Source organism: Ferrimonas gelatinilytica, assembly GCF_039544205.1.
GTDB lineage: Bacteria > Pseudomonadota > Gammaproteobacteria > Enterobacterales > Shewanellaceae > Ferrimonas > Ferrimonas gelatinilytica.
This window is the reverse complement of record NZ_BAABLF010000005.1, coordinates 432,031-455,452: the sequence shown is the minus strand read 5'-3', so window position 1 is coordinate 455,452 and position 23,422 is coordinate 432,031. Positions and strand designations below refer to the sequence as shown.

Here is a 23,422-nt window from a genome sequence, read left to right as displayed (position 1 = left end):
GCTTGCAGGAAAAGAGGGCGGATTGTAGGCCCCATGGGGACGTCAGGCAAGTGATCGCACTGCCTCTCTGGCTGCTTGTGGGGCGGGGAGTGTGGCACAATGGCGCTGAGAATTTGGATGGTGGGACGACAGTGAAAGACACCAGTTTCAATGGTCGCAGTGCGAAGTTTGCGAGCAATATCTATGGCACCAGCAAGGGCAAGGTGCGCGAGGCGGTGCTCTGGCACCAGATCTCTACGCACCTGCTGCCTACGATGGCACCATCGACCCGGGTGCTGGATGCCGGGGGCGGCCAGGGGCAGATGGCGATGCGATTGGCGGCAGAGGGCCACGATATTGTCTTGACGGATCTCTCCGAAGAGATGCTGGCGGCGGCGAAAGAGCGTGCACAAGCGCTGGGGCTGGCGCAGCGGTTTCGCTTTCTCCCTGGGCCGATCCAGTCTCTGGATGCCCATAAGCTGGGTCAGTTTGAGGTGATGCTGTGCCACGCCGTACTGGAGTGGTGCGCCAACCCCCGGGAGGTGCTGGCGGCACTGGCGGATCATCTCAGCCCCGGTGGCGCCCTGTCGCTGGCTTTTTTCAACTACCAGGGGGCGGAGCTGCATAACCTGGTGGCGGGTAACTTCGATAACCTGGGGGCGGCGATGACCCAAAGCAAAACGCGCCGAGTGCGCATGGTGCCCCAGAACCCGCTTCGCAACGAGGAGGTCGCCGGATGGCTGACGGCACTGGGGTTGACCATAGAACACCAGTGCGGGGTGCGGGTGATCCACGATTACCTGCGTGATAAATCCCAGCAGAACACCCAGCTGGACCGCTTAATTGAGCTGGAGCTGAGTTACTGCGACAGGCCGCTGTACCGGGATATCGGTCGCTACACCCACTTCCTGGTGCGAAAACCCGGCTAGGGGTTGATCCAGAGCCAATTAGAGCGGACGCCGAGAAAAGGTGCCGACTTGCGGTTATCGAAGTTGACCTCCCGAAAGGAGCCTTTCACTGCAGGCTCTTGCTTTTCCCCCGTTGTGGGAGCGTTCACAGCCCATAAAAAACGCGCGGCTTAACAAAGCCGCGCGCTTTCATTACTGACCGGTCATTGCTGTTGGGCGATGCCAATCAGCTCCAGACGCACCTCTAACCTGGGAGATGAACGACGGGAGTCATCTTTGCTCTTGTCGTCACAGATCGCCCGCACCGGCCCCACTTCCGGATTGAACCACAGCTTGCAGGTTTCAGGTTCTTCCGTGCCATTTGAGTTGCGACGCAGGGTATCCAGCCTTGTACGATTCACCTTCAGGTAGGCAAGGCTGTGCTGGTCAAGGGCGACCGTTTCAATCATTCCTGAGTAGTTGCCCTGCGAGAAAGTGAAGGTTGTCACAGAGAGATCTTCACCCTCGACCCGCCATGAGCGCCACTCCAGGGGTTCAGGGTGGTAGAGCAGGGCGCAGGTGCGTTTCCCACTATAAGATGTGGAATTTTTGGTGTATCCCACATAGGTGTGCTGGCTCTCCTCCCAATAACAACGGTTCCAATCTAGGCTCATCATCTGTGGAGTAAAGGGTAAGTAAAGTGGTTCGGTATCCCAGATGATTTTCAGCGGCCCTTCGGAGGATTGGCGCGCGGAGAACTCCCCACCGGGCAGGTCGATCTGCTCGCCCGGCTCGACGCAGTACTCTTTTGTTATCCAGTAGCCCTGCTCGTCCCGCTGATCGGTCCAACGTCTGGCACACTGAGTGCGATCCTGGGTCGTGTTGATCAGACGGGCACGGTAGCGATAGGATAGGGTGTCGCCCGGTTGGTAGTAGGTCTGGATACTGTTGGTACTGAGTTCGCTGATGGGCGCTTCCACACGGGGCTCGCTGAACACGGCGTAGTGAACCGTCACCGCCTGGGTTGCTTCACCGGCTTCATGGGTGTCGGTTTCGGAGAACTCGTAGTGCAACAGCGCTTCCCCTTCGCCGCGAATGGCCAGGAGCTGTTGGTTCTCTGCCTCGTAGGGGGCGACCACATAGGGATCGCTGGACGCGATTACCACCTCTTGCTGGTCGCCCAGTGGCGGCAGTTCGAGGGTGACCTCCGGATCACCGAAATAGAGCTCCAGGGAGTCCAGTTCCAGCTGCTCACCGGCGGTCTTGCCGACTTCAAAAGCGATGCTCTTCTCCAGCTGAGGGTACACCCCGTCGGCCAGTTGGATCACCTGGATCTCTGCATGGCCCACGTACTTGATAGAGAGCATCCCGGATGCGTCGATACTCACCACATCGGGAGTCAGGCTGGTGTAGCGATACGCTCCGGTGTGTCCACCGGTCACTTCCAGCTGAACAGGCTCATCACCGTAGCGAATATTCTGCGGCACGAATGGTTTAAGGTCGGGGTAGAGCGGGGTTTCGATCACTTGCTGCGCCTCGTACCCGTTCTCCTTGCGGTAGCGCGCCTGCATCCGCAAGGTGGCGGCTTGCACCAGCTGCCCAACGGAAACCTGCACCTCGCTGCCCTCGGTGATCGTTTCAATCTCCAGGTTACTCAGCTGTTGCCACTCCAGCTGGCTGGGGTCGATCGCCTCGGTGTTGAGCGCTGCGGTGTAGCTCAATGACACCGGCACACTGGCGGCCTCGGTGGGCCCGGCCAATACCAGGTTGGGTTGAATCAGCCACTCGCCCCAATGGCCAGAGCTGTCGCATTGCCGCAGCCAGGTGTGCTCATCTTCACGGATCTCCTGTTCAACGTCACCCGGAGCGCACTCCAGAGGTTCGGTTACCGGCTTATCAGGCTTTCCGCCGATAGGTTTCGGTTTGTCGCTGCAGTTCTCTTTATCTTTGCAAGGCTCAGGCTTGGTCGGCTTGGCCTGAAGGAACAGGGTTTCCTCACCGGATTGAGGCGACCGGTTGTGATGACCGTTTGCCGCCGGCTTGGTTATCTGTGTTGATTCGTTGCTGGCGTTGACATGGCTGACCATCATAAAAGAGGTAAAGATGGCAACCGTCGCGTAGCGAAGTGGGCTTAACGGCATCAGGAATTGAACTCGCAGGTGAAAATGTGGGGGCGGATATTAATCGATTTTCGCTGCTGCCTTGTGAGCCGTTGCGTGCTTTGTGAACTTCATCACCGCTTCTGGTGAGCGACGTCCCGGAGTTCAGCCATAGCCCCGGGAGCGGCCTGGGATAAGGCTTACCAAGAGTGAATGACTTACGCTCAGGTTGGTAGGCGGCGCTGTATCAGGGTGCCTGTGCTGCCGGGCAAGGTCGCGGGGCGACACACAGAAGGTAACAAGGTTGTTAACTGGCCAACCTTACGGTCATACTGTGGCGATTCGAAAACCTTTGTATGAGAGAGAGATGCAGTTACATCGCCTTGAGGGGTACATTCAATCGCTCTACCTGGTGGAGTATCCACAGGGACTGCTGTTGCTCGACGGCGGGTGTCGGGTGGATGTGGGACGGATCCTACGCTTCATCCGGGATCAACTGCAGCGGCCCATCGGCGATCTCAAGCTGGTGGTGGTGACCCACATGCATCCGGACCACGCCGGTGCGGCGACCCGACTGCGCGAGATAACCGGCTGCCGCATCGCCGCTGGAGCGGCGCCGGGGCAATGGTACGGCGGGTTTCTCGGTCGTCTGATGCACCTGGCGGACGTGGGGCTGGCGCAGTACGTGGCTTCCCGGCAACAAAGGCCGCTGCGCAACATCTGGTATCCGGCCTGTTTGTCGGCGGATCTTCATCTCAACGACGGTGATCTCCTGCCGGAGTTCCCGGATTGGCAGGTGGTGTCGACCTCCGGGCATACCGACCGTGATATCTCTCTGCTGCATCGTGATGAGCGCCGGATCTACGTGGCGGATCTTTTCGTCAAGGTGAAAACCCGATTCCTGCCGCCCTGGCCCATCTACCACCCCAACCGCTATCGCGCATCGTTGATGCGGCTTCAGGCGCTGGCGCCGGTGTCTGTGATCCTAGCCCACGGCGGCGAGGTACCGGCCGAGGATATCGATATGGCCAAGTTGCTGGCCAAGGCGCCCCAGCAACCCAAGACCCACTGGCGGGCGATCAAAGCCCGTTTCCAGCGTTTTATACCCTTGCCGCGCTCTTAAGCGAGCGCCCCCGGATTAACGCAGATCCACCCGCACATCTTCGATGTACTTGTTGCCGCTGAAGATGGGGTCGTCCCTGAGCATGGGTTCCAGTTCGAAACAGTGGCGTTGCGCCTGCGGCAGGCTGTCGAAATTTCCGATCACCTGATAAAGCCAGGCTTCCGGGGGCCATGGCAGTGCCTGCTGGTGCCGATACTCCAATGCGGAGAGACGAGCGGCCTGGTCGATAACGGCGATGAAAAAAGCATCCACATCCCGCTTGAGCCCCTCATCCCCTAATTCGAAGGGTTCTGCCGGGGTCAAAAGGAAAGGTGACGCCTCGGCCAGTGCATTGTTGTCCGGGGCAGGCCGTCGGCGCAGCTGATTGACCAGGGCAATCAGGGTCTGTTCCTCATCCCCATCCTGGACATCAACGGCGGCAGTTTGCACACAGCCTTCCCCCAGATTGAACAGGGTAGGGACGGTGACCCGCTCTGTGTGGGCGCCGGGGAGATAGTCCGGATGTTGCTGGCAATGCAGCAGGAACCCTTTGAGCAGCCGGGTCCGGCCCTGGATCTCGCGAAAGCGTCCCAGCAGCGTGAGCAGCCGTCCCTGCACCACCGCCAGTTCGCCGGCGCACTCCACCAGGGTGTGCTGGAGGCCGTTGACCAGCAGCCGACGGAGCTCGCGCAGATCGCCGGAGAGCGCCGCCAGTTCATCGAAGCGGAACAGATCCAGGCTGGCGAGCAGCTCCGCCACCTGGGACTGGGCCAGCTCGTTTTCCCGGATCTTGGCGTCCATGGTGCCCACGTAACCGAACTCATTATTGATCCGGGACCATAGGCTACGGGTGCTCAGTCGCAACCCCTCTTTAAGGCTGAAGACCTGCTCGGAGAGTTGTGCCAGGTAGGCTTCCGCGGCGGGATGATCCCCAAGATGGACCGCCTCCTTGTAGTGTCGCGCCACGGTTTTGATCGTGGCCAGGGCGGAGCCGATATTGGTATCGACCTGCCGCCCCTTCTCATCCTTGAGTCCCTCCTCCAGCAGCGCCCGAAGCCCGGGCGCCAACCTCAGGGGCTCCTCGGAATCGCCCCGGCGCAGCAACCCGGCGGTGGTCAGTTTGGCCACGGCCTTGGCGTTTTCCTCGGTCTCGTTGACGGTGCCGCTGAGATAGGTATCCATCAGCAGGTCCGCATGGCGGGCCAGCTGGTTGAGCAGCGCCTTGCCCGCCTTGTGCAGCTGCTGGCTCACAGCAGATCCTCCTGCTGCATCGCTTCGGCCTTCTGCTCCAGGGCCAGGGATTCGGTTTCATCGATAAAGCGCAGCACTTCGTAGAGGTACTCGATCTTTCCCGTGGCCTGGTAGATCTGCTTTTCGATGTTGGGACGGATCAGGTAACCCATCTCGCACAGGCGCTTGAACACCTGCTTAAGCTGGCCATCCACGCCGGTGGCGGTGGAGTTGAACAGGCGCAAGCGGGCGATCCTGGCCAGTTGCTCCGACAGGGCGGGGACATCCTCGATGGTGCTTTGCAGCTCATTGAGGCGTACCCGCACCCCCTCGCTCAGCGGTTCATCGCCGCCTCCGGCTTCCTGGACCAGTACCATGAACTGGACCAGGGGCTGAAGGTGGCTGACCAGGTCCTGGAACTGTCCGGAGATCGCTTTGCGCTCCTCGTCCCCCAGATCGACGTAGCTGCAGAAATAGACCGCTTCACCGGCGGCACAGGCGACCTTACGGTTGAGCACCGACAGGTGTTCGTTGATCAGGGCCCGTCGCTCCTCACTGTTGAGCAGGGTCCAGGCGGCTTCGTCGCTGATCCGGCAGATAAAGGCGCCCCGCAGCAGGGCCTCAATCACACGTCCAGTTTCGGTTTTCATGCGGTTAACTCCGGTTGCAACTCCCCCTGACGTGCCTTGAGGCGCTCGGCAATGGCATTCACCTTAGGCTGTACGACCTGCAGCTGGCGGGTTTGCTTGTTGATGATGTAACGATGGGTAAAAAGGTTCAGCACCTCGGACTCCGGGTTAGGGAAGGCGCCCAGTACGCTGATGTTATTCTTTTCACAGGCATCGAAGATCTTCTTCACGTTGACGTGGTGCAGGGTGCCCAGTTCATCGATCGGCCAGTGGATGGTGGCCTCGGAGGTTCCGCGCAGTAAGCGGGTAAAGGCTAGCAGGAATTTACACAGAATGAGGTAAGCCATTCCGTGACTTGATGATTCGTTTAACTGACGGTCGGTTCGGATCACCAAATCGGAGTTACCCTCCCGAAGTCTCAGTTCGATCTCCAGCAGCTTGGCCACCGAACCGGTCAGGGCGGTGCGGCCGATCACCTCAAGGGCACGGCGCAGCAGCGAGGCGTAGGTTTCTCCGGGCAAGCCGACGAAGCCCTGGTCGCGCCAGGCCTGATGCGCCTGGATAAAGGCGGTCAACTCATCCCAGAACTCCAGGTCGCTGATCCGGGATCGGATCTGAACCGCCGAATCGGATACCCCGTCGAGGAACAGCTCTTCACCCACCTCATGGGTGATCCGTTTGGATTGAGTGCCGATGCGCTTGTCGATATCCGCCAGCACATGGTAATAGCTCTCCAGGTCCATCCCGAAGTTCTGTCCCGTCCCCCGCAGTACCTCCATCCTTTGCGGCACCAGGTGATGCATCAGGTGTCGCAGCTCCACCATCATCTTCATATGGTCCATGCGCGGGATCCCATCGTCCGCCGGTTCAAGGCAGCGACTGCGGGCCTCCTCCCAGGTCGCCTGCAGTTCTGCGCCCGCCTTCTGACCGATCTGACTGTCGAAGTGGTCGATCTGCTCTTTGATGATGCGGCGGTGCTCGTCGCGCTCTTGCAGCTTGTCGCGGGCCTCACGCAGCCGCTCATCAAGCTCACCGCTGGGCAGCAGTTCGGTGGGGACTTCACCGGCGAGCCGCAGTTTGGTGAGTTCTACGAGACGTTCATTGAGTTGCTGCAACTGCTCCTGACCTTGGGTCAGGCCGCGATCGGCGAGGGTGCGGGCATCGGTCAGCTCCTTGCGCACTGACTTGAACTGGCGCTCCAGTGCGCCGAGGCGGTCATCCAGCTCCAGCAACTCCTGTCGAACCGTGTTCAACTGGGCCTGCTTCTTAGGTTTCTCCAGAGAGAAGGGCCCCTTGAACCAGATCTCGTAGTTTTTGACTTCGTCCCGCATCGACTCCGTCCGCTCAATGGCGGACTCCATGTCGGTGATCTGCTGCCTAAGCGCACTGATCTGGCTGTCATCCACACCACGGGCCTTGAGCTCGTTGCGGTACCAGCGCTCGCACTCGCTCAGCTCCTCCTGTTTCCGGGCCCGGCGCGTCGCCAGATCTTCACTGAGCTGGGTCAACTGCTGCTCCAGGTTTCCGACCCTATCCTGCCAGAAGACCGCCTTGTCCATGCGCGCTTCGGTATGTTGCTCCTGCAGCCGCTCCATGTAGAGATCGAACTCGGAACTGAGCCGCGCCAGATCCGCTTCCGCCACTTTGAGCTGCTTCTGGCATGCGCGCTGCCGCTCAGCGACGGCGGCACGGAACTGCTCCGCCTGCTGCTTCTTCTCCTCCAGCAGTCGGGTGTACTGAGATTTTGCATTCTGGTACTGGGTATGGGCACGGATCACCCCTTCGGTCAGGGCCTGAAGCGTCTGCTGCTGGGTGGCGATCTGGCTCTCTGTTTGTTGCTGTTCGGCGTGTGCCTGCTCCAGGTTGCTGCGAGCCTGTTCCGCCTGGGCAGCCAGGGCCGCTTCATCCAGGGCGTGCTCCGGCGCTTCGATATTGCTGAGCTCCAGAGCAATGCCGTAAAGGGTCTCGCTCTGTTCTAACAGTGCAGGCTTGAGATCACTGCGTTGCAGAAGCTCGGGCCGGATCACCTTGCCCAGGGAGTGGTACCAGGTTGGCCGCTCCTGGCGCAGGAATTTCAGCAGGGTGTGATCTTTGGGAAAGCGTAGGCGGTCGATGGCGTCGTACTGCTCCTGACAGCGGGCGACCTGGCGCCGCTGCTCGCTTAGCTGGGATTGAAGGTCACTTCGTTCCTGCTTGCCTGCCTGTTCCAGCTCCCGCGCCTGCTCCAGGGCCTTTTCGGCCTGTTGCTGCTGCTGGTAGGCGCTGTCGATACGGGCCTCCAAAACATCGACGGCACGGCGTTCGTCACTGCTGTAGCCGGCGTTGTCGATCTGCAACTGCCACTTCTGTTGCGCCAGCTCCAGTGTCTTGCCCTCCTCATGGTGGCGCTGCTCAGCCTGGCGTTTTTGCTGCCGAAACCCGTCATCCAACGCCTGCAGCTCAGATTGTTGCTGGTTTCTGAGGTCACTGTGCTGTCGCCGTGCCTGGTCCTGCCGCTCGCGAAGGGCTTCAAGCGCAGCGTTGTTGGTGATCTCGATCTGCCCCCGCCGCTCGTTGTAGGTGGCTTCGATATCGGAGTGTTTTTCCGTCAGCAGTTTTGCCCTTTCCCGCAGGGAGTGAAGGTCGGCGCGCCACTGGGGTAGGGTGTCCAGATCCCGCTTGACCCGTTCGATATCCAGCTCCAGCCAGTGCTGGTGTTCATCCTCGATCTCCTCCAGCCGACGCTCCAGGGTGTCGGCGTCCGCCTTGGCATCGGCGCGTTCCGCCCGTTTTTGCGTGGTGTCCTGCTCATACTGGCTGGCCAGCTCACCCAACTGGTACTCCGCCTCGCGCTTCTCCCGTCCCAGCTGCTCGAGCCGGGCTTCCAGGATGATCTTGTCATTGGCAAAGCCCTGGGCCAGGCCCTTAAGCTGTAACTGGCAGATCTGAAGCTGGTCAAAGCGTTGCTCCAGCTTGGCGAACTGCGGTCGAATGGTGTCGAAGTGCTGCACCAGGGCGCTCTCCCGGATCCACTCATCGACCCGTTGCGGATTGAGGCGGGTTTGTGGGGTCTCGACACCATCCTCCTCCAGGATGGCGGCCACCATCTGGCGGATGGTCTCCATCTTGCCCTCTTTCGAGTGAACCGCACGCACCAGTTTCTCCATGTGGCGCAGGGAGGTGCTGCGTTCGCACAGGGCGTATTGGTCCGCAAGACGGCGCAGTTCAGCGCTGTTGCCGGCGGCCGCGATGAGACCCCTGTCGTTCTGAATCACCGCGCGGTAGTCCTTGACGTTGCCAACGGCGTTAGAGAAGGCGACCCCCTGCTGACGAAAGACCGTCTTGAGTTCGTTGGCGTTGTGGCAGATGACGCGGTTGTCATCGGTACGGGCCTTGATGTAGTCGCTCATCTCGAACGCTTTGTCGATAAACCGGTACTGAACCCCTTTGCCATCCCCGGCGGAGTGCAGTACCGCCTGGGCCGGCTTGCCGCCCGGGCGCAGGTATTCGTAGATGATAAAGCTGGACTCCGTGGGCAGGTACCAGCGCTCGAAACTGTCCCGCGTGGCCGGTACGACCCGGCTTGGGTACTCACCGTAAAACACCGGCACCAGGCGCTGTAGGGTGGTTTTTCCTGAGGCGTTGGTGCCGCAGATGTTGGTGTGGCCCTGGGTTTTCAGCTCCACCTCGCCGGGAAGGTGGGTATTGATCAAGATGATCCGGTTCAGAGTCGACATAGTTGGCTTGCCCGAAATATGGAGGTTCGCCCTCTCGGTTGAGGGGCCAGGCACGGGGCCTGAACGATAGGTCTTAGGCCGATAATATCGTAAATTGCCCGCCTTTCGGGGGCGTTGGCCTCAATGCTGCAAAAGGCCATCTTATCACCTTCATGCCGTGCCGCATTAAAACCTTGGTCGATTGCACTATCTTTGGACAGGTATTGGCCTAGTGTTTGATTTTAATGATCTTAATTTTTTCAAGCAGTTTAAAAGCGGCCGGGATCAAGGTGTGGAGGAGATCCAAAATCCTGCCGCCAAATTTGACAGTTTGCCCAGAACATCGCATTTTGAACCCCATTTTCATTTTTTCGAGGTGTGGCGGTGTTGGGGTCGAGCAATAAAGGCAATGGAGCGGGGCGCTCCTATGGTCAGTCGCGTCGACAGCCGACACTGCGCAGAACGGGGGCCTCCCAGGCTCGTCGTCGGCCGCTTGGACAGAATCGTCGAACCCTGATGGCCCTGCTGAGTGCGGGCGTTCGCTTGGCACAGCAACGTCCTTTGGCCTCGGCATCACTGGCCCTGGTGATCATCGCCTTGAGTGTTGGATTATTGCTTCCCAGCAAAGATGTCGAGTCCCCTGTCGCCTCTCCTGTGACCTTACAGTCAGCTGATCTGCAGACGAGTCCGACCGAGGAACTGCCATCAAATGATCCACCTTTAGGGATCCTGGAGCGGCAAGCCTATGGGCCGGGGCTGGGTCAACCCCTGCGTCAGGGGGAGCGGCGCGAAGCACCGGTACCGCAAGAGGGCACTGCAGAAACGCCGGACGTGGCTTTGCCAGAGGTGGCTTACAGTCCCGCGGAGGTAAACGGGGAATCAAGTGTCCGTGAGCAGCTTGACGGGCCACAGGGTGAGGCGTTGGCGAAGGAGGAGCGCTCCGGCTCCTGGTGGCCCTTCTCCCGGTCAGCCAACGATGACACCGCCATGGCGCGGGCGTCTGAAGGGTTGCCGCAGCTGGCGCTGGATCTTGGCCCCTATACCCGAATCCCCCTGGTACTGGGCCCACCGACCGATCGCTATATCGTCGCCAAGGGGGACACCCTGAGCGATATTTTCAGCCGTTTCGATGTGGGCCAGAGCCAGATGTACCAGGTTCTCGAGGCAGACTACGCCTACCTGGCGCTGGATACCCTGATCCCCGGCAATGAACTGCGCTTCTGGATCGATCACGACAGCCAGCGGTTGGAGAAGATGGCGGTGGTCTTCGATCCTGCCCATAAGGTGGCGTATCAACGTCACCAGGAGACCTTCGAGGTCACCGAAACTTTGCTGGAGGGGGACTGGATGGCCTCGAGTTCCGAGGTTGAGATCCAGGGCAGCTTCTCATTGGCGGCATCCAAAGCGGGCCTGAGAGCCTCCGAGGTTCAGCAGATCACGGCGCTGTTCAACGACAAACTGGATTTTCGTCGCCAACTGCGCGCCGGGGATCGGGCGCGAATTCTGCGCGAGTCGCAATATATCGATGGCAAGCCGACCGGCAATCAGCGACTGCTGGCGGTGGAGTTCGCCGGTCGTAACTGGACCTCGACGGCTTACCTGCACAGCGATGGCAGCTTTTACGACGAGGATGGGCAGAGTTTGAACCGGGCGTTCATGCGTCACCCCATCTCGGGCAATTATCGGGTCAGTTCCCGCTTCAACCCCCGGCGCCTGCACCCGGTGACCCGACGGGTTTCGCCACACAATGGGACCGATTATGCCGCATCCACAGGAACGCCTATCCTGGCTGCCGGGGATGGGGTGATATCCCGTGTTGAGAATCACCCCATCGCCGGCAAGTACGTGGTGATTGACCACGGTGGTCGCTATCGCACCCGCTACCTGCATATGGCGCGCATTGATGTGCGCCGGGGCCAAACGGTGGAGCGCGGACAGCGGATCGGTACCGTCGGCGCCACCGGTCGTGTGACCGGAGCGCACTTGCACTACGAGTTTCATATCAATGGCCGAGCCGTGAACTCGCTCACTGCCAACATCCCCATGGCCACCTCGGTGCCAAGTTCCGAGCGCCAGGCGTTCCTGGCGGAAGTGTACCGCTACCAGCGCGACATGAACGAACTGCTGGCAAAGGTGGAGACGGAGGCGGTTCCGGAACGGGCCAATTGACGCCCATCTCGGTAACCACCCAAACGCGCCCAAGGGCGCGTTTTTTTGTGCCGAGAAAATAGAATCGGTGTCGCAGGTCGGCCTTGTGGGCTCGGTTTCTGCGCGGGAAAGAGCGGTGGGTCTGGTTGCAACATTGCGGGAACCCCACCGCTGTTATCTTTGACGCGTTGAATGCGAGGTGAGCGCGGTTTCCGGTATTGGCTGAAACGGTGGTGCCCTTGCCGGGATGGCAGACGTGGACCTGTCTGGGCAAACCCTTGTGTGGACGCGATGAACCGGTTGTACAGGGAGTAAAACGGCGGAAGGGGTCTTTAGCGGATCAGAGAAGGGTACAGGGCGCCAAAAAGCACAACGCCCCGGTAGTCGGGGCGTTGATGGGGCGGCGATAGGGCGAGGGGTCAGACCCGATGTTTAATCCGCCTAGCCAGGCGCTCGGCACAGCCGAAATGATCCCACTGCTCGGTCAGCAGCAGGGTCTCTTTGCGATTACAGATGTGCGGCAGGAAGGCGTCATGGCAATCGGAGATCAGCTTAATGTACTCAAAGGGGGTGCCATCCTCGGCAGCGCGGGCCCGGTTGAGCATGCGCTGGTAGGCGATCTGCGGGTTAGAGCGCAGGTAGAGTACTGAGGTGACCTTGGGGTAGTCATCCAGCTTGTCCCAGATATCGTAGTAATAGGTGAGATCTTCACCATCGGGCCGGCAAGCTTCCTGCAAGTTGGCCTGGCAAAACACCAGATCCGAGTAGAGTGACCGCTCAAGCACGTAGTTGTACGCGGGATCCAGATCCGCACAGAGCGACGCACGGTGGTTGGTGATAAAGCGTTGGAAGTTAATCCGTTTGGTCGGATCTTGGGTGAATTCCGCGAGCAGACGCCTGAACTCCGGGTTGCTGTCCACGTCTTCCAGGATCATTTTCCACGGACGGTCATCAATCTCGTTCAGGTGGTCCACCAGTCTGGGAACCAGGGTGGATTTGCCCACACCAATGTTGCCCTCGACTGCGACCAGTTCAAATTGCTCTTGGTTCATCTCTCGCCCTTTACTTAATTCGGCACACCGATTACCGGTTCCGGCCAAAACGGCGGGCATACTAACGGCATCTCAGGGCGGTTTCCAATCCAAATTGAGCGTCATGTCGAGTCAAGCCAGATTCGCCGATTTTCATCAAAATTTACCCTGATAAACGGTTGCATTTGTGTCGCGTTATCGCTGTTTAATTGGTGGAAATTTACCCATCAAGGGGCTTGGGCTTGGGGTGGCTTGGGGTACACTGGAGATCCTGGAATCCGAAGGAGTCAGACAATGGCGATTGAGTTTAAAGGCAAGCAGCCAGCCCCCTTTTCCCTGATGCGTATCGACGTGTCGTTTGAGCTGACGCCCAATCTGGTCGCCCCGGTAGAGAAGGCACTCTCTGCCTACGTGGATCACCCTCAGGTGTCGACGGAGATCGTTACTTGCGGTTACCAGAATGGCCGGATGACGTTGGAGCTAGTGTATTTCAGCGCCGATGGCGGTGTGAAGAATGAGCTGGCCTGGCTGCACAAGGCAGTACAGAACGTTGTGGTTCCGGTGCCGGTTTTCACTGTTCAGATCCGTGAGGACTGAAATCGGTGCACTCTGGCCAGAGGGTTCTCTGGCCTGAAAATGTGCACTTTTGCGGAGAGTTTAAGCAGCTGGCGCAGTAACCGTGTTCGAACAGTCAGTTATGGGGTAATCTGCCGCTATTGCGTTTAATTTTGGGGGAAAAGGGGTGTCATTAGTGCAGACCTTGTTGTGTCTTCGTGGGCGGGACCTGCCGGTACGTACGCTGCTTATTCAGGCGTTCTCAGTGATGCTGATATTCATCACTGCCGGGTTGTTCTATGGTCTCGATGCCCAGCCCGTTGCGGTGTCGCTGATGGCGTTGCTGATGGCTGGTGTCGGCTATTGTGCCGCGCGGCGAAGGCTCAATGATGCGGGATACCAGTTGGCCCTGGCGGTTGCCAGCCCGGTAACCTGGTTCATATTTGCCCTCACCCAGTGGGGCAGTACAGGGGCCAGTTGGAGTTTCGGATTGCTGCTGTTGCCCAGTGCGGTGGCACTGGGGTTGGCGCTCCTGCCGCGCAAGCCTGCCCCCACCGGACATCACGGCAAGATGGGCTATCGTGGCCCGGCGTTGTCGCGCGACGCTACTCTGCCTCCCCGGCGTGTTGAACCCTCGCTGGATGGTCGACCGCCGGCTGTCATTTCAAAACCTTTGGCGCAGGAGTCTGAGTCTTTGGAGTTCTCCTCATACCGGGAGGACAGGGAAACGGGGGGAGAGTCGCTCTCTCACCTCGGCTCGGCGCTCCTAAAGAGGTGGCCACAGCAAATGCCCCCGTGGCTGCGTCATCGAAGTATTCAATTGGCTGCGGTCATGCTCCTGGTCCTGATGATTGTGTGGGGACTTTGGCCGTCAAAATCGCAGGTCGAAATCGCCGCTCAGACGGAGCATGCTCAGATGGCTATGCCTCAGGGTGGCCAGGTACCGGAGTTTCAGCATGGCGTCGAGATGCCGGATACTTACGAACTGCTACTCAATAATGAGGGCGTGATCCTACGCTGGCCGGGGGACCCGGAAGAGACTGGCCTTTATTGGTCACTGCTCACCGCGAAGGGGGATCGACAGTGTCGAAGCGCGAAGTTCAACAGCGGCAGTGAGTATCGGCCGGTGAAGGTGGAGGTGTGGGGGGAGGACAACTACTACGCCTTCTTCTCACCGCTGGATACCCATAGGTTTCTCTACGATGTGGCGATGAGGGGGAGTTTCCAGCTTTGTGGCTACGATTTCAGCCTCAGCGGCAGTATGGATATCCTCAGGGCAAATCCTGCCTTTGCACCCTACACCCGCAATCCCGGCTAAGTATCGCTTTGCCCGTTTGGGCACAACATGGCGTGGCTGTATAGGTCGCGCCTTTTTTGTTGGGTCACGTTATGGCTGCCTGCCGGGTTAAAAGGCGGCGATACGAGGCTTGGTAACCCAGTTCTTGCGATGGCCGTCCTATTTATCATGTATAGGGAATTCACCTAACCGTTAAAATTGCAAGGATTTTACACTCGGTAGTTGGCACATTTTGGCTCTACTCTCTAAGGTTTAGTCTTTACCCCTTGGCTCTTAATACGTAGTAGCGGGGCCGGCGGGACAAGCGTGAGCGGCCCCCGGGGCCACCAGTAGGGAGCGGCAGATCTATGGCCATCGCCATCATCTTGGTGTTGATCCTGGTTATCTCCATCATCTTTCACTTCTCCGGCCCTTGGGTATTGCCCGAGTTGGCCTCTAACTGGAAAGATATCGACCTCACCATCGGGATCACTCTGGCCCTTACCGGCATCGTGTTTATCGCGGTGATCCTCTTCACAGCTTACGCCGTCTACCGGTTTCGTTATCGCCCTGACCGGCAAGCGAGCTACGAGCCAGAGAACCGAAAGCTGGAGCTTTGGTTGTCCGGCGCAACCACCGTCGGCATCGTGGCAATGCTGGCACCAGGCCTGGTGGTTTACTCCGATGTGGTGACGGTGCCAGAGGAGGCATTGGAGGTGGAGGTGCTGGCCAAGCAATGGACCTGGGGCTTCCGCTTTCCCGGTGACGACGGGGTACTTGGCCGAGCCGGAGTGAGTTTTATCTCCGGCAGCAACCCTTTTGGCCTCGACCCCAAAGATCCCGCCGGCCAGGATGACCGCCTGATCAATGCCAACCAGTTTACCCTGCCAGTCGACCGACCTGTGCTGGTCAAGCTGCGCTCCATAGACGTTTTGCACGATTTCTATATCCCCCAGATCCGCAACAAGATGGATGCGGTGCCGGGGATCGTTTCATCGCTCTGGTTCACGCCCACCCGGATTGGGCAGTTTGAGATCCTCTGTGCGGAGTACTGTGGCGTCGGGCATTACAACATGCGCGGCGGATTGGAGGTGGCCAGTACCGAGTCATTCGACACCTGGCTCGCCAGCCAACCGACCTTCGCACAGAGCCAGAAGGTGGCCGTGACCGGGCTCAGCCCCGCGGCACAGCGTGGCGAGTCCCTGGCACAGTCCCAAGGGTGCCTGGCCTGCCATGGTTTCGATAACAGCCCCCTAGGCCCGAGTTGGAAAGGGATCTACGGACGTGAAGAGCTGATGGCCAGTGGCGAGCGCCTGACGGTCGACGAGGCCTACCTTGCCGAGTCGATTCGACAGCCTGCGGCACGTATTGTCGACGGCTACGGCAACGTGATGCCACCTTATGATCTTGATGATAACCAGATAGCCGACCTGATCGCCTACATGCGTGAGGCTGGTGGTACCTCCAGTGAGGCGGTCCCTTTCGGGGACGCCGCTGAAGATCTGGGGGACAGTAGGAGCCACGCAGAGAATAGCGCACCCGAGACATCGGCGCAGAGTGCCACCAGTGACGGAGCGACTCTGGCCTCCAGCAAGGGTTGCTTGGCCTGCCACAGTACTGGGAGAGAGGCGATGGTTGGCCCGGCCTGGGGGGGACTGGCAGGCAGTGAGCGCACGCTGGTGAGCGGGGAGACTGTGGTCGCGGACGCGGCATACCTGCGGCGTGCCATTGTAGCACCGTCGGAGGAGATTGTTGAAGGCTATCCACCCGTGATGCCAGTGGTGCCATTGACGGCACAGGAGGTCGATACCTTAGTCGAGTACATGATGAGCTTAGGGGGCAACGATGAGCAGTGAAACCACCCAGGGAGCGGGCATTCTAGCGGCCAACGACGCCCAGGCCGATCACCACGGCCATGACGCGCCCTTGGGATTCTGGCAGCGCTACATCTTTAGTCAGGATCATAAAACCATTGCCATCCAGTACATGCTGACCGCGATCGCCGTTGGCCTGGTGGCCTTGGCCCTCTCCGTGGTGATGCGATTGCAACTGGGTTTTCCGGACCACTTTAATTTCATCGACCCCAGCGAGTATTACCAGGCCGTAACCATGCATGGGATGATCATGGTGGTGTACCTGCTGACGGCGCTGTTTCTCGGCGGCTTTGGCAACTACCTGATCCCACTGATGGTTGGCGCCAGGGACATGGTATTTCCTTACCTGAACATGCTCAGTTTCTGGTTCTACTTCCTCTCCGTCGTGGTGTTGATGGCCAGCTTCTTTGTCACCGGCGGGCCCAGCGGCGCAGGGTGGACCCTCTATCCGCCACAGTCGATCCTGCCCGGTACCCCCGGGGTGGATGGCGGCATCATCCTGATGCTGGTGTCCCTGGCGATCTTCATCGCGGCCGCCACCATGGGGGGGCTGAACTACGTCACAACGGTACTTCAGGCACGGACACAGGGCATGACCCTAATGAGAATGCCGTTGTCGGTGTGGGGGATTTTTACTGCCACCATCATGGCACTGCTGGCGTTTCCGGCACTTTTCGTTTCCGCCGTCATGATGCTGTTCGATAAGCTTCTGGGCACCAGTTTCTTCATGCCGGAGATCGTGTCTTTGGGCCAGTCACTGGACTACGGGGGGGGCAGTCCGGTGCTGTTTCAGCACCTGTTCTGGTTCTTTGGCCACCCTGAGGTGTATATCGTCGCACTGCCCGCGTTTGGGATCGTCTCAGATCTTATCAGTATCCACGCGAGAAAAAACATCTTCGGCTACAGACAGATGGTCTGGGCGATCCTGGTGATTGGCGGGCTCAGCTTCATTGTTTGGGCACACCATATGTACGTTTCCGGCATGAACCCCTATTTCGGCTTCTTCTTCGCCGCCTCAACCTTGATTATCGCGGTACCGACGGCGATTAAGGTTTACAACTGGGTGCTGACGCTGTGGCGGGGCAACATCCGCCTCAATATTCCGATGCTGTTCTGCCTGGCTTTTATTCTTACTTTCGTTTTCGGCGGGATGACCGGACTGTTCTTAGGGAACGTAGTGGTGGATCTGCCGTTATCGGATACCTACTTCGTGGTGGCGCATTTCCACATGGTGATGGGAGTGGCGCCGATCTTGGTGATCTTTGCCGCCCTCTATCATTGGTTTCCCAAGGTAACCGGTCGCATGATGAACGAGACCTTGGGCAAACTGCACTTCTGGCTGACATTCCTGGGAACCTGGGCGATCTACTTCCCGATGCACTATCTCGGCGTGCTCGGCATGCCGAGGCGTTACTACGCTTACGAGAATTACGATTTTATTCCACCGGAGGCGGTCACTCTGAATGCGTTTATTACCGTGATGGCGCTGGTGGTGGCGGCGGCCCAGTTGCTGTTTCTGTTCAATATGGGTTGGAGCGCCTGGCGAGGCCGACCCAGTGGTGACAACCCCTGGCAGGCAACCAGCTTGGAGTGGTGCACGCCCAAGACGCCACCCGGACATGGCAACTGGGGGCCAGAACTGCCGGTGGTTCACCGCTGGGCCTACGACTACAGTGTCCCTGGGGCGCCCAAGGATTACCTTCTTCAAACCGATGACTGGGAGGCTGGGGCGCAGACTCAGCAACAGGCTGAAGGGGAGGCCAAGTCATGAGCATTCTGACCGAGAAACCCTGGCTGGCACAGGAGATGGGGGCGTGGCCCGACAATGAATGCCGCTACCGTCGTCAACTCACCGGCCTGCGCTTCCTGCTGGCGGTCATCGGATCGATGTTTCTGCTCTTTATGGTCGCCATGATCATGCGCACCCAGTTGGGCGATTGGCAGCCGCTCACCGAGCAACCATGGCAGCCGCTTTTCGATACCGGCCCACTGTGGCGAAACACCGCCTGCCTTTTGGCGAGCAGTGTGCTGGTTCAGGTGGCCTACTTCTCTGTGCGCCCAGCACCGGTTCTGGCCCAGGGATTGATGGTATTTGGGGCGGCCTCGGCACTGCTGTTTCTTTACGGCCAATGGGAGCTCTGGGAGTTGTTCTCCGCCCGCCAATTCGGTGTACAGAGCTCCGTATCCGCCAGTTTTTTCTATCTGTTGACGGGACTACATGGGCTTCACCTATTGGTGGGCCTACTGTTCTGGCCCCGAAGTTTTGTTGCCTTGTGGCGCGGTAAATCTCAGCTGGCGCGAGAGCGGCTCGCACTGATGCTGACCTATTGGCACTTTCTGGCGCTGATCTGGCTGGCACTTTTTGCCCTGTTGACCAGCACGCCGCAAACCTATCGGGCGCTGGCGGCACTGTGCGGGGTATCTGTACCCTGAGATTTTGCTCCTGTCGCAGTTGAATCGAGGAGAACGTCATGAGTGGTGATCTACACAGCAAGACCGGCTGGGCCGGCGTTACTGAGGACTTTTCCCACGATCGCCAGGCCTTCAAGGTGTCCTGGGGAAAGGCGATGATGTGGATCTTCCTGCTCAGTGATACTTTCATCTTCGGTACCTTCCTGGTGGGTTACATGAGCACCAGGATGGCGACCCCCGAGGCTTGGCCACTCACCACCGAAGTGTTTGCCCTCACCATCGCCGGCCATCAGATTCCGCTTTTGCTGATCGCCATCATGACTTTCATCCTGATCAGCTCCAGCGGCACCATGGCACTGGCGGTGAACTACGGTTACCGGGGTAACAAGCAGACAGCGGTGACTCTGATGGTTGTCACTGCCGTGCTCGGCGCCAGTTTCGTTGGGATGCAGGCGTTTGAGTGGAGCAAGCTGATCGAAGAGGGGGTGCGCCCCTGGGGTAACCCCATGGGGGCGGCGCAGTTTGGTGCATCTTTCTTCATGATCACCGGTTTTCACGGAATGCATGTCACCGTCGGGGTTCTGCTGCTATTGATATACGCCAACAAGGTTCGACGAGGCGATTATGACCGCAGTGGGGACTACGGTATTGTTGAAACCGTCGGGCTGTACTGGCACTTCGTTGACCTGGTTTGGGTCTTTATCTTTGCTTTCTTCTACCTCTGGTAAGGAGTCACCCATGGAGCAGACACAACACCAGCATCCGCCGCTGGCCCTATATTTCAAGATCTGGGGCCTGCTTTTCTTGCTCAGTGCCCTGTCCTACATGGTGGATTACCTTGAGGTCCAGGGAGCGCTTCGCTGGAGCCTGATATTGATCTTCATGGTGCTCAAGGCGGGGCTGATCGTGGCGGTCTTTATGCACATGATGTGGGAGCGGATGGCGCTGATTTATTCGATGTTATTGCCGCCACTGATGATTTTGGTGCTGGTCTTGATGATGGCCCTGGAGGGCAACTATACCCATCTGAACCGGTTAGCGAATTTTGCTTTCGGTGGAGGTTAGCCTTCTCTGGCGACACGCGGATCCTGGGAGGAAGTGTGTGACGGGACCTTCTAAAGTCGGAGGCAGATAGCCCCGAGTGATAGAATTCCGGGCTCGAATGGTGCTTTCTCAGCGCCAGTGCACAGTTCAATCCTTCGCCTGAACCGGTCGACGCCTCTGCAACCACCAGTGTTCCATTTTTACCCAGCCGGGATGGGCGCCCCGGCTAGTGCCCCTTGGCCGGATCATCGGATGGGAGCGCATAATGCCGTTCAAGGTGCTCTCCTGTCGATCCTCGACATCCACGAGCAGCAAGTGTTGTCCCGAGTCGATAGCCCGGTGGAACTGGCCAAAGTGATGGTGGGGAGATTGTAAGCCGATCAGTCCTCCCTCCCAGGTACAAAAACCGAGGACCATTAGTGCCAACATGGTGAACGGAAGCCAACTGCCTACCGCTTCGTGCCAACCGGAATAGGCGACACCAAGCAGCACCCCGCCAGCAAGAACCAGCCCAAGTGCGAGGCCGCGGGTCAGGTAATGGGGCAGGTCGTAAAGCCAGAACTCGGACAGGGGGAGAAGTCGAAAGCGGGCAGCCAGACCGGGCTGCTGACTGAGCACGTGTATCTGCGCCGGAGAGAACCCCTGTCCTTCCAGTTGACGCTCAATCCACTCTAACTCCCAGAGACTGTCACTCAGGTAGTAGTGCCGAACCATAAATTTCATCCCCCGGCTGCGACCCTCCCGGGGCGCATGTCAGTGATGGCAACGTCCATGTTCGCGTATCGAGGACCTGTCGGCAAAGTATATGAGTCAGTTTCTATGGCGGCAAATTCAGCTCTGCTGCTGGTTAAGTTGCCCCACGAATTGTGCCAACTGCTCGGTTCGAAAGCAGGCGGTGTGGCTCTCGAGATCGTCACGATTGACCAAAACGGTGCGCATCCCCAACGTTTGGGCGGTCGTTAAATTGCTCGGCTGGTCATCGAAGATGACGGCGTTATCCGCCTCGAAACCAAAGTGATCGCAGATGGTGCGAAAGGCATGGGGATGGGGTTTCATCTTATAGTTGGTTTGCTCAACGGAGAACACTTCATCAAAGCAGTGACGCAATCCCAGGTGCTCCAATACTCGCTCTGCGTAGGGGCGTGGCGAGTTGGTGAACACGTATCTTTTCTTCCCGTTTTGCTCCAGTGCTTCCACCAAGTTCTCACAACCCGTCACGGAGCTGAGGTCCACATCGTGGGCGTAGGAGGAGAGCGACAGAAGGTCGACGTCCGGGTGATGGAGTTGAATTCCCCGCAAGGTGCCGCCGTAGGTCAGGTAGTAGTGGTGGCACAGCTCATCTGCCGCCAGGGGAGTGAGCCCCAGGGCCTCGGAAACGTAGTCACGAAACCGGCGGATAATCTGTTCGATGATCTGGTTCTCCGGTCGATACAGGGTGTTGTCCAGATCAAACAGGTAGATGTCACGTTCTAGAAGCGGGGTCACTTTGGCTCTCTCTTTGGCGCGGGCGTGGCAGAGTATCAGTCCACTTTTTAACTCGCAACTGTCGCCCCTCTATCTCCAACGCTGAAGCGGATGATTCACCCCCGCCTCCGTGCTGACCTGGTGGACACCCCTGTGAAACTATGAGCGGATGAACCGCTTTATCGAATCTTTGTCTGTTATCCCCGCTCGTGCTCAGACCCGGTTTCGATAGGGCTTTTTTAGGACTGATGAGTAACGAAACTGTCACTTTCTTCCACAAGATCGCCATGGCGCTGGCCGATTCACGCCACGGATTGGTGTTGCTATGGTGTTGCGAGCATCTCCATGCTGTTTTGATTGTCAAGATTCCTGGTTGTCGATGGCGTTAATTAGGGAGCCGGAGGTTGCGGGGCAGGGTGCGTTGGCATCAGAGCTTCACGCAAATGGGCTATGCATCGCTAACCGTGATCGGGGTCACTCGACATGTTCGTGAACGTCATTACTATCGCCGTTAAATTTTGTGATGTCGTGGTGTTTTGTGGAAGTTTTGATCAGTCTGGTGGGCATGATGGTGCTCATCGGTATCGCAGTGCTCTGCTCGGAAAATAGAAAGGCGATCCGGATTCGGACTGTGGCCGGTGCCCTCGGTTTCCAGGTGGCGTTCGGCGCTTTTGTTATGTTTGTTCCTCTTGGACAGCGCATTCTTCAGGCGGCCTCCGATGGGGTAAATAACGTGATTGGCTATGCCAACGCGGGGTTGAGCTTCCTGTTGGGGGACCTGGCTAACTTCTCTCTGGGTTTTATCTTCGTTATCCACGTGCTTGGTCCACTGGTGTTTATCAGTGCGCTGATCTCCGTTCTTTACTACCTGGGATGGATGCAGAGGATCATCGGCGGCATCGGCGGGGTGCTGAGAAAAATTCTTGGGAACCTCCCGGACGGAATCTCTCTCTGCCACTGCCAACATCTTTGTTGGACCCATTGAAGCGCCCTCCATGGTGCGTCCCTTCGTGAAACAGATGACCCGCTCAGAACTGTTTGCGGTGATGACGGGAGGCTTGGCATCCGTGGCCGGCGGCACCATGATCGGTTACATCTCGCTGGGCATCGATCCTACGTACATTCTCACTGCCTGCTTCATGACGGCTCCTGCGGGTCTGCTCTTTGCCAAGCTGATCTGCCCGGAGACGGAGAAAGCGCAGGAGGACTTGAACAAGGTCGTGGCGGAGGACGAGGATCGTCCTGCCAATGTTCTGGACGCGGCTGCCCAGGGCGCCGGGATGGGCATTCAGCAGGTGATGCAGGTCGCCGCCCTGTTGTTGGCTTTTGTCGGGTTGATCGCGATGCTTAACGGCATCATCGCTGCCACCGGCGCGCTCTTTGGCTACGGCAATGCTGACCTGATGGCCAGTTACACTGCGCTGCAAGCCAGTGCCGGTCATCTGCCCGCCTTTGCCGAGTTCATTGCTCAGTTGGCCCATCAGGCGGGCCAGGGTAGCGCCCCGGTGATCCACTGGCTCACGGAGGTGGAACGTTCTGTCCTGGTTGCACAGTTTAGTGCGCTGGATCTGGGTGTGGCCCATGCCGATGCCGTCAAGGCGGTCGTTGCCGCGGCTGACGCCAAAATGCAACTTCAGTCCCTGCTGGGTGTACTACTGGCCCCTCTGGCCTGGGTGATGGGCGTGCCCTGGTCGGAAGCTCACGTGGCAGCGACCTTCATCGGTCAGAAGCTGGCGATCAACGAATTTGTTGCCTACGTCGATTTTGTCGCGGTCGCCGATGCCTTGAGTCCCAAGACCCAGATCATCATCACCTTTGCCCTGTGCGGTTTTGCCAACTTCAGTTCCGTCGCCATGGTGATTGGTGGTCTGGTGGCGATGGCGCCTGAGCGCCGCCACCTGCTTGGCCAGATCGGCTTGAAATGCCTGTTGGCCGCAGCCTTGGCCAACCTGATGAGCGGCACCATTGCCGGCCTTCTCTTTACCTTGCAATAACAG

Annotated in this window: 19 protein-coding genes; 12 read left to right on the top strand and 7 right to left on the bottom strand. The window is 58.7% G+C overall.

The features are described 5' to 3' along the window. Window positions 1–131 precede the first annotated feature (131 nt). Window positions 132–908 (top strand): methyltransferase domain-containing protein, encoded by a 777-nt coding sequence (locus ABD997_RS04395; protein ID WP_345315799.1) that lies wholly within the window; start codon window positions 132–134, stop codon window positions 906–908. Between the two features lie 182 nt (window positions 909–1,090). Here the strand turns inward: ABD997_RS04395 and ABD997_RS04390 are convergent, their stop codons facing one another. Then, window positions 1,091–3,007: a hypothetical protein gene (locus ABD997_RS04390; RefSeq protein WP_345315798.1), complete on the bottom strand. Its 1,917-nt coding sequence runs from the start codon at window positions 3,005–3,007 to the stop codon at window positions 1,091–1,093. Window positions 3,008–3,332: 325 nt separating this feature from the next. Here ABD997_RS04390 and ABD997_RS04385 point away from each other — a divergent pair, with 325 nt between their 5' ends. Continuing rightward, window positions 3,333–4,088 (top strand): MBL fold metallo-hydrolase, encoded by a 756-nt coding sequence (locus tag ABD997_RS04385; protein ID WP_345315797.1) that lies wholly within the window; start codon window positions 3,333–3,335, stop codon window positions 4,086–4,088. Between the two features lie 15 nt (window positions 4,089–4,103). Here ABD997_RS04385 and ABD997_RS04380 read toward each other — a convergent pair whose 3' ends face one another. From ABD997_RS04380 to ABD997_RS04370, 3 genes are read right to left on the bottom strand one after another with little or no spacing between them, the layout of a single operon-like run. Further along, window positions 4,104–5,318: a phosphoenolpyruvate carboxylase gene (locus tag ABD997_RS04380; protein WP_345315796.1), complete on the bottom strand. Its 1,215-nt coding sequence runs from the start codon at window positions 5,316–5,318 to the stop codon at window positions 4,104–4,106. Continuing rightward, on the bottom strand, window positions 5,315–5,947 hold the full coding sequence (locus tag ABD997_RS04375) for a hypothetical protein (RefSeq protein ID WP_345315795.1): 633 nt from the start codon (window positions 5,945–5,947) through the stop codon (window positions 5,315–5,317). Before ABD997_RS04375 ends, ABD997_RS04380 begins: the two co-directional genes overlap by 4 nt. Continuing rightward, on the bottom strand, window positions 5,944–9,642 hold the full coding sequence (locus ABD997_RS04370) for an ATP-binding protein (protein ID WP_345315794.1): 3,699 nt from the start codon (window positions 9,640–9,642) through the stop codon (window positions 5,944–5,946). The genes ABD997_RS04375 and ABD997_RS04370 overlap by 4 nt, the downstream gene beginning before the upstream one ends. Window positions 9,643–10,137: 495 nt before the next feature. Here ABD997_RS04370 and ABD997_RS04365 point away from each other — a divergent pair, with 495 nt between their 5' ends. After that, on the top strand, window positions 10,138–11,790 hold the full coding sequence (locus ABD997_RS04365) for a peptidoglycan DD-metalloendopeptidase family protein (protein WP_345315793.1): 1,653 nt from the start codon (window positions 10,138–10,140) through the stop codon (window positions 11,788–11,790). A gap of 398 nt (window positions 11,791–12,188) precedes the next feature. Here the strand turns inward: ABD997_RS04365 and ABD997_RS04360 are convergent, their stop codons facing one another. Next, a complete protein-coding gene (locus tag ABD997_RS04360; RefSeq protein ID WP_345315792.1) occupies window positions 12,189–12,821 on the bottom strand; it encodes a deoxynucleoside kinase in 633 nt (210 codons plus the stop codon). 273 nt (window positions 12,822–13,094) lie between these two features. Here ABD997_RS04360 and ABD997_RS04355 point away from each other — a divergent pair, with 273 nt between their 5' ends. The 7 genes from ABD997_RS04355 (at window position 13,095) to ABD997_RS04325 (ending at window position 19,982) form a co-directional block, all read left to right on the top strand. Beyond that, the gene (locus ABD997_RS04355) at window positions 13,095–13,397 is read left to right on the top strand and encodes a hypothetical protein (RefSeq protein WP_345315791.1); all 303 of its coding nucleotides are present in this window, start codon (window positions 13,095–13,097) and stop codon (window positions 13,395–13,397) included. Between the two features lie 154 nt (window positions 13,398–13,551). Then, entirely contained in the window at window positions 13,552–14,673 is a 1,122-nt protein-coding gene (locus ABD997_RS04350; protein WP_345315790.1) for a hypothetical protein, read from the top strand. 326 nt (window positions 14,674–14,999) lie between these two features. After that, window positions 15,000–16,487, top strand: coding sequence for a c-type cytochrome (locus ABD997_RS04345; protein WP_345315789.1), 1,488 nt, complete (start codon window positions 15,000–15,002; stop codon window positions 16,485–16,487). Next, window positions 16,477–18,276, top strand: coding sequence for a cytochrome c oxidase subunit I (gene ctaD, locus ABD997_RS04340; RefSeq protein WP_345315788.1), 1,800 nt, complete (start codon window positions 16,477–16,479; stop codon window positions 18,274–18,276). Before ABD997_RS04345 ends, ctaD begins: the two co-directional genes overlap by 11 nt. After that, window positions 18,273–18,938: a cytochrome c oxidase subunit 3 gene (locus ABD997_RS04335; protein WP_345315787.1), complete on the top strand. Its 666-nt coding sequence runs from the start codon at window positions 18,273–18,275 to the stop codon at window positions 18,936–18,938. Before ctaD ends, ABD997_RS04335 begins: the two co-directional genes overlap by 4 nt. Window positions 18,939–18,976: 38 nt before the next feature. After that, window positions 18,977–19,645 carry a heme-copper oxidase subunit III family protein gene (locus ABD997_RS04330; RefSeq protein ID WP_345315786.1) on the top strand — a complete coding sequence of 223 codons (669 nt, stop codon included), beginning with the start codon at window positions 18,977–18,979 and terminating at the stop codon, window positions 19,643–19,645. A gap of 10 nt (window positions 19,646–19,655) precedes the next feature. Continuing rightward, window positions 19,656–19,982, top strand: coding sequence for a cytochrome C oxidase subunit IV family protein (locus tag ABD997_RS04325; protein WP_345315785.1), 327 nt, complete (start codon window positions 19,656–19,658; stop codon window positions 19,980–19,982). Window positions 19,983–20,108: 126 nt separating this feature from the next. Here ABD997_RS04325 and ABD997_RS04320 read toward each other — a convergent pair whose 3' ends face one another. Continuing rightward, complete coding sequence (locus ABD997_RS04320) at window positions 20,109–20,684, bottom strand: NAD/FAD-utilizing enzyme (protein ID WP_345315784.1); 576 nt, start codon at window positions 20,682–20,684, stop codon at window positions 20,109–20,111. Window positions 20,685–20,792: 108 nt separating this feature from the next. After that, window positions 20,793–21,446 (bottom strand): pyrimidine 5'-nucleotidase, encoded by a 654-nt coding sequence (locus ABD997_RS04315; RefSeq protein WP_345315783.1) that lies wholly within the window; start codon window positions 21,444–21,446, stop codon window positions 20,793–20,795. A 517-nt stretch (window positions 21,447–21,963) separates the two neighbouring features. Here ABD997_RS04315 and ABD997_RS14970 point away from each other — a divergent pair. Then, a complete protein-coding gene (locus tag ABD997_RS14970; RefSeq protein WP_425557040.1) occupies window positions 21,964–22,410 on the top strand; it encodes a Na+ dependent nucleoside transporter N-terminal domain-containing protein in 447 nt (148 codons plus the stop codon). 10 nt (window positions 22,411–22,420) lie between these two features. Next, the gene (locus tag ABD997_RS04310; RefSeq protein WP_425557039.1) at window positions 22,421–23,419 is read left to right on the top strand and encodes a nucleoside transporter C-terminal domain-containing protein; all 999 of its coding nucleotides are present in this window, start codon (window positions 22,421–22,423) and stop codon (window positions 23,417–23,419) included. Window positions 23,420–23,422: the final 3 nt, after the last annotated feature.

Bases quoted from the DNA above. Each gene is read 5' to 3' on its own strand.
- ABD997_RS04390 (WP_345315798.1), bottom strand. From the start codon at position 3,007: ATGCCGTTAAGCCCACTTCGCTACGCGACGGTTGCCATCTTTACCTCT.
- ABD997_RS04385 (WP_345315797.1), top strand. From the start codon at position 3,333: ATGCAGTTACATCGCCTTGAGGGGTACATTCAATCGCTCTACCTGGTG.
- ABD997_RS04375 (WP_345315795.1), bottom strand. From the start codon at position 5,947: ATGAAAACCGAAACTGGACGTGTGATTGAGGCCCTGCTGCGGGGCGCC.
- ABD997_RS04370 (WP_345315794.1), bottom strand. From the start codon at position 9,642: ATGTCGACTCTGAACCGGATCATCTTGATCAATACCCACCTTCCCGGC.
- ABD997_RS04365 (WP_345315793.1), top strand. From the start codon at position 10,138: ATGGCCCTGCTGAGTGCGGGCGTTCGCTTGGCACAGCAACGTCCTTTG.
- ABD997_RS04360 (WP_345315792.1), bottom strand. From the start codon at position 12,821: ATGAACCAAGAGCAATTTGAACTGGTCGCAGTCGAGGGCAACATTGGT.
- ABD997_RS04355 (WP_345315791.1), top strand. From the start codon at position 13,095: ATGGCGATTGAGTTTAAAGGCAAGCAGCCAGCCCCCTTTTCCCTGATG.
- ABD997_RS04345 (WP_345315789.1), top strand. From the start codon at position 15,000: ATGGCCATCGCCATCATCTTGGTGTTGATCCTGGTTATCTCCATCATC.
- ctaD (WP_345315788.1), top strand. From the start codon at position 16,477: ATGAGCAGTGAAACCACCCAGGGAGCGGGCATTCTAGCGGCCAACGAC.
- ABD997_RS04335 (WP_345315787.1), top strand. From the start codon at position 18,273: ATGAGCATTCTGACCGAGAAACCCTGGCTGGCACAGGAGATGGGGGCG.
- ABD997_RS04330 (WP_345315786.1), top strand. From the start codon at position 18,977: ATGAGTGGTGATCTACACAGCAAGACCGGCTGGGCCGGCGTTACTGAG.
- ABD997_RS04325 (WP_345315785.1), top strand. From the start codon at position 19,656: ATGGAGCAGACACAACACCAGCATCCGCCGCTGGCCCTATATTTCAAG.
- ABD997_RS04320 (WP_345315784.1), bottom strand. From the start codon at position 20,684: ATGAAATTTATGGTTCGGCACTACTACCTGAGTGACAGTCTCTGGGAG.
- ABD997_RS04310 (WP_425557039.1), top strand. From the start codon at position 22,421: ATGGTGCGTCCCTTCGTGAAACAGATGACCCGCTCAGAACTGTTTGCG.